The organism is uncultured Methanobrevibacter sp. (assembly GCF_947170395.1).
Lineage (GTDB): Archaea > Methanobacteriota > Methanobacteria > Methanobacteriales > Methanobacteriaceae > Methanocatella.
The window spans coordinates 1-5,012 of record NZ_CAMVTE010000062.1 but is presented as its reverse complement, the minus strand read 5'-3'; the positions used below and the strand labels follow the sequence as shown (position 1 = coordinate 5,012).

Annotated in this window: 3 protein-coding genes; all 3 read right to left on the bottom strand. The window is 32.8% G+C overall.

Annotation, left to right across the window (positions count from 1 at the left end; all coding sequences use genetic code 11):
• Positions 1-1,048 (bottom strand): hypothetical protein (locus tag Q0W04_RS10425; RefSeq protein WP_298503029.1); only part of this gene is annotated, 1,048 nt, incomplete at its 3' end.
• On the bottom strand, positions 1,041-1,838 hold the full coding sequence (locus tag Q0W04_RS10420) for a class II glutamine amidotransferase (protein ID WP_298503024.1): 798 nt from the start codon (positions 1,836-1,838) through the stop codon (positions 1,041-1,043). The genes Q0W04_RS10420 and Q0W04_RS10425, both read right to left, overlap by 8 nt.
• Before the next feature lie 368 nt (positions 1,839-2,206).
• Positions 2,207-4,846 carry a PEP/pyruvate-binding domain-containing protein gene (locus tag Q0W04_RS10415; RefSeq protein WP_298503021.1) on the bottom strand — a complete coding sequence of 880 codons (2,640 nt, stop codon included), beginning with the start codon at positions 4,844-4,846 and terminating at the stop codon, positions 2,207-2,209.
• Positions 4,847-5,012: the final 166 nt, after the last annotated feature.

Here is a 5,012-nt window from a genome sequence, read left to right as displayed (position 1 = left end):
ATGCTGCAACAGACATGGAATCCCTAATCGGTTGAGTGCATACACTTCTAAACTCCACAGTTCCTCTAAATGTTAGATTGATGAATTTGAATGGTCTTAAATATTTTATATCACTAATACAGGGTCTTATTTCGATTTCCCGATACTCTCCATTACAGTATATCTCTCCACAAACATAATCCTTTTTAAAGTATTCAAGCAGATTCATTGACGGAAAGTTAATGTATGCCCCATCCCGCATTACACAATAGATATTTAAAGACTCCAAATATGCTTCAAGATCATCAAGACTTTTTAAATCAACATCATACATTCCAATATTATGCGGATTTATGCCATGAGTCGAATACTCCCATAAAGCATCCCTAAAGCATGTCACATGTTTATTTTCATCTACCAAAACCGAATTGGAGAACAGTAACGCTTTTATAGGTTCAATTTTTGAAAATACATTGATTGTTTTTACTAATTCATCTTTATATACATCCAACTGAACCTGTGAAGCAGATGAAAACATTCCATATTCAGGATAATCATGGAAATGCATCGGAACATTCCTATAGTTATTAAAAGATTTCAGATGATGATACAGCATCAGATATCTTTCAGATGGAATCGGATGATTTTTATTATATTTCCTATATGGATTTATTCCCATCCCAGTTAATGTGTGATTAAACTCTTCAAAACATTCTTTTGTAAACGCATAATAATCACAAAAACGATCATATATTGAAAATAAATCTTTTTCCTTACCCATTGCAAATTCAATATTGTTATACGAACAGTCATAGCAGAATATATCATCATTATTGTTATTTTTAAGAGAAAAAACATTCCCCTCATAATCAATACCATCTTCTTTAAAGTCAGAGTACTGTCTGCGAAACTTATCAGTTACTTTATGGACAACATCGAAATCTACTGCAGTTTTATCCAGATTAATAATAGGAATTTCAATTTCAATACCTATGAAGTTCTTTTTTTCTTCTGTAGGCTTTATGAATTCATCAAATAATTTATTTCTCACAGTCTCTTCACTAATCATCATTATCAACCTGATTTATTGATTCTAAAAACTCTTCAATAGCTTTTTCATGTTCTTCGGTTAATATAAACTCATTTTGATGTTCTTCACTTTCAAAAATGATATTTCCATCAATTAAACCAAACAATTTGTTTAATTCTACAGGTTTCCAACCCTCATCATCAGTCAGTGGAGTTGATGCCACTAAAAATCCTTCATCATTTTTCAAGTAATAAAGTGAATCCCTCATATTTGAATGAATATAAGTCATGTCCCCATCAAATATCATCAGATTAACCTTATTTTTTTTAGATAAATCGACAATGATGTCATTTAATAAATTAAATCGCTCCTTTATAGTGGATAAACAACCTTTATTTTTTTCATACTCGTTAACCTTATCTATGATATATAAAAGTATTCTTTCAGAATCTGTATCTCCTATTTCCTTATCATTGTATTCATCGAGTTTCGGATAATCGAATACGGTTCCATTATGAATCAACAACCAAGACCGATTATTATCATCAAATTCTGTAAATGGATGGCAGTTGGGAGAAATTATTTCACCCACAGTGGCCAGCCTAATATGAGCAAAAACATTTTTTCCAATAACAGGATGAGATAATATATTTTTTAAATGTTGGCTACATGTTGCTTTTACCGGCTCTTTATCTATAACAAATTCATCGGATTGTACCTTAGCCAATCCCCATCCGTGCGGATGTTCTTCAGAGTGATTATAAAAGCATTCCAAACAGTTATTTATTTGTTTTGGCGTATTTGAATTAAAACAAAAAATTTCACACATATATTATCCTCCCCTTATTGGATTATCACAATTGTTATATTGCAATAACAATTGTTATATATTTCATATTATTTAAATATTTTCAAAAGTGAGGAGCGCACATGAAAATAACTGTGGTAAACAAGTATCCGAAAATAGAAATCTTTTCACTAACTAATTGATTGTTCAACTTTAAAAAAAAACATGTGAAAATAACCCTATTATTAAAAATAGGGCCATTAATCACATGGAATATTTTGTCATACATTTTTCTTTTATTTGAAAAATCTTTTTTGTGAAAAAAAGAATTACTACAAATAAAAAAGGCATATGTCCCACCCACCTGCCCAAAAATAATGGAAATATAATCCATTAAAACCTATGTATAATTATTTGAAAATACACATTGTTTCGTCCTTATTCATGTCATGGTAAAATTCCGCCTCATTATCATCGAAATCTATAACCTGCACCATAGAATATATATCCTCACTTAAATTAGGATTTATATCTTTCAGGATATTAGGATACTCAAACATCATATCCCGATTGAATTCTATTTTTTTCTCGTTTTCAAATAATGCTCCATAATATATCTCTGCTTCTACCAGATCCTGAAACATATGGCTTCCAAAAGATAATTCAGGCATATAACCGACTTCACTATATGCTTCCTCTAGAATTGCGGAGAAATGACTAATGTCTGCAAACACAACAGGAATACCCAGTTCAGGAGAGGAAGTACCGATTCTTCCAGGAACTATTAACATTGCTGTCTTATCATTATTTCTGCAATAAGCATTTACTTCACTGATTACACGAGATAATGAACTTTTTTGAGCATATGGATATTCATAATACTTATGCGGATCAACATAGCAGATTGCATCAATCTTATTCTTTCGTGACATTCCCATAGAAGATTCCTTAATATGGAAGAAAACATTTTTATCTTCAGGCATTTCAATATCCTCATTATTTGTTGAAACCTGAAGAGGGCGACATTGCAATAAGTTTATATTAAAAGAATTATCTTCTCCAAAATTAACTGTATATTCAATGTCAACCGGATAGTCATATGCAGTTTCCAAGGTATTCAGAATTTCTTTCATCTCATCAATAAACTCATGATTTTTTACAATACCTTCACAATTTACAAATACTATCTCACGACGTTGACCACGTTCACGAAATAGTCTCTCTGCATCCCGGTCGTGTTCTATTAAAACTTTTTTTGCATATTTTGGAATAATGTCCAAACCTTCATCAATGGAAATATCATGCAGACTAATATTTTTCAAATCAATTACATCCAGATAATGTTGAGAATACCTATGTTTTTCCTTTATATCCTTCATCATAGTCAGTTCGGGTTTATCAAGATTAATGATTCTTGGATAATCCTTTTTAGTCCTGTCAACAGCTTTTGTTCCAAGACCCATTACAAGTCTTAGCATACCTTTGCTATTGTCCATATCCGGAAGCGGTGAATATGGGCTGTATGAAAATCCTACGCCAGCAGCGGTCGGGAAGAAATAATCATCATAATAAGAGCCGGAAACCCTTTGAACTAAAAGGGCCATCTGTTCATCAGCATCATCCAAACCGTTTAATTTCCTATATTCTAAAGCTGAAACATTCATTGTACTTGAATATACTACTTTCACCGCTTCTTCAAAAGCGGCCAAACGTTCTTCAAGAGTACCTCTATTTACGCAGAACACTGATTCATATTTTCCGGCAAATGCATTACCGTATCCGTCTTCAAGAAAACTACTGGACCTGACAATAATAGGGTTTTGTCCGAAATAATCCAAAATGCGTATGAATTCCTTTTTAATCTGATCTGAAAAAGTACCTTTTTTAAGAGCTTCCTCCAACTCCTTACCATATTTATAATAACCTTCTTCTGTTCTTTGATTTACGCGAAGATCCCATAAGTCATTTGAAACAATGTAGGTGTAAAATAAATCAGAACCTATATAAAATGAATCATCAGGTTCAAAATTGCCATATATGTCTGGACGATCTTTTTCAATAATTTTTCTTGCAAGCAGCATTCCGCATGTTTTACCTCCTACCAAACCGCTGCCTACACGACGGTCATAGATTGTGATGTAATCTTCAAATGTGAAGTATTGCCTGATTTTGGAAAGCATCTTCTCATCTTTCGTCATCATCAGCTCAGAAATTTTATCGCACTCCTCATCGATATTTCTGCCTTCTCCATACTCCCTTCTAAGTTGAAGCATATATCTTTCCCAACTGTCCAAAGTTTGTTCATTTTGATATTTGTCCGAATTGATGGTCTTATAATATTTACTGACTTCCTGACCATCCTGGAGAACTTTAACAAAGCCGGTTATCGGATTGAATTTATGTCCTAAAAACATGGTTTGAGAATATCTGTTCCATACTTTTAATGGAGTGACATATACTTCCTCTGGAGAATTTGAATAAACATTCAAGAACAACTGTGTTGTTTCACGAATTTTAGCAATCGCATCATATGAATGCCTTCCACGAAGAATTGGGAAAAATGCTACTGTATCCAATTGGAATAAAAATGGACAGGTAACTTTAAAGAAATTACCCATCATCAAATCTGTTGACCAAACGGCCTGAAGGTCGCTTAAACAGTCAAAAACATAGAATGCATCGAAACCCTCTTTTTCAATAATTCTGTGAACTTCCAAAGTAAATGTCTCAAATTGCTTATATGGGTCTACATAATATATTTTAATCCCATCACGTTCTATCATGGAAAATTCCGTGTCGGGATTGTTCTGTTCCATTTCAAGCAATCTGAAATCTTCTTCAGTCATTTCTATTAATGGAGGATGATTGGCAAACCGAATGTATATCAAGTTCCTATTATCCTCTTTTGCCTGCTTTACATAAGGATTGACAAAGTAAGAAAATTCATTTAAATTAGTGACATTCCATACTACATTATCCCCTAAACGAATATTGTCTAATGCTTTATCAAGCCCTGGAATTCCGGATTTAATTCTATCGAATGCAGCCATAATACTATCTCCTAAATTGATTTTTAATTTCTCACCATCGGCACTCCAGTTAATTGTGAAGCTTCCATAGTTAATGCAACAAGATCTTGACGTTCGAGATTTTCTATATCAGTATTTCCAGCTTGTTGAGTTAAAGAGGTAACTTCCTGAGTCATTGCCTCAATAT

Coding starts and splice junctions, on each gene's coding strand:
- Q0W04_RS10420 (WP_298503024.1), bottom strand. CDS start 1,838: ATGTGTGAAATTTTTTGTTTTAATTCAAATACGCCAAAACAAATAAAT.
- Q0W04_RS10415 (WP_298503021.1), bottom strand. CDS start 4,846: ATGGCTGCATTCGATAGAATTAAATCCGGAATTCCAGGGCTTGATAAA.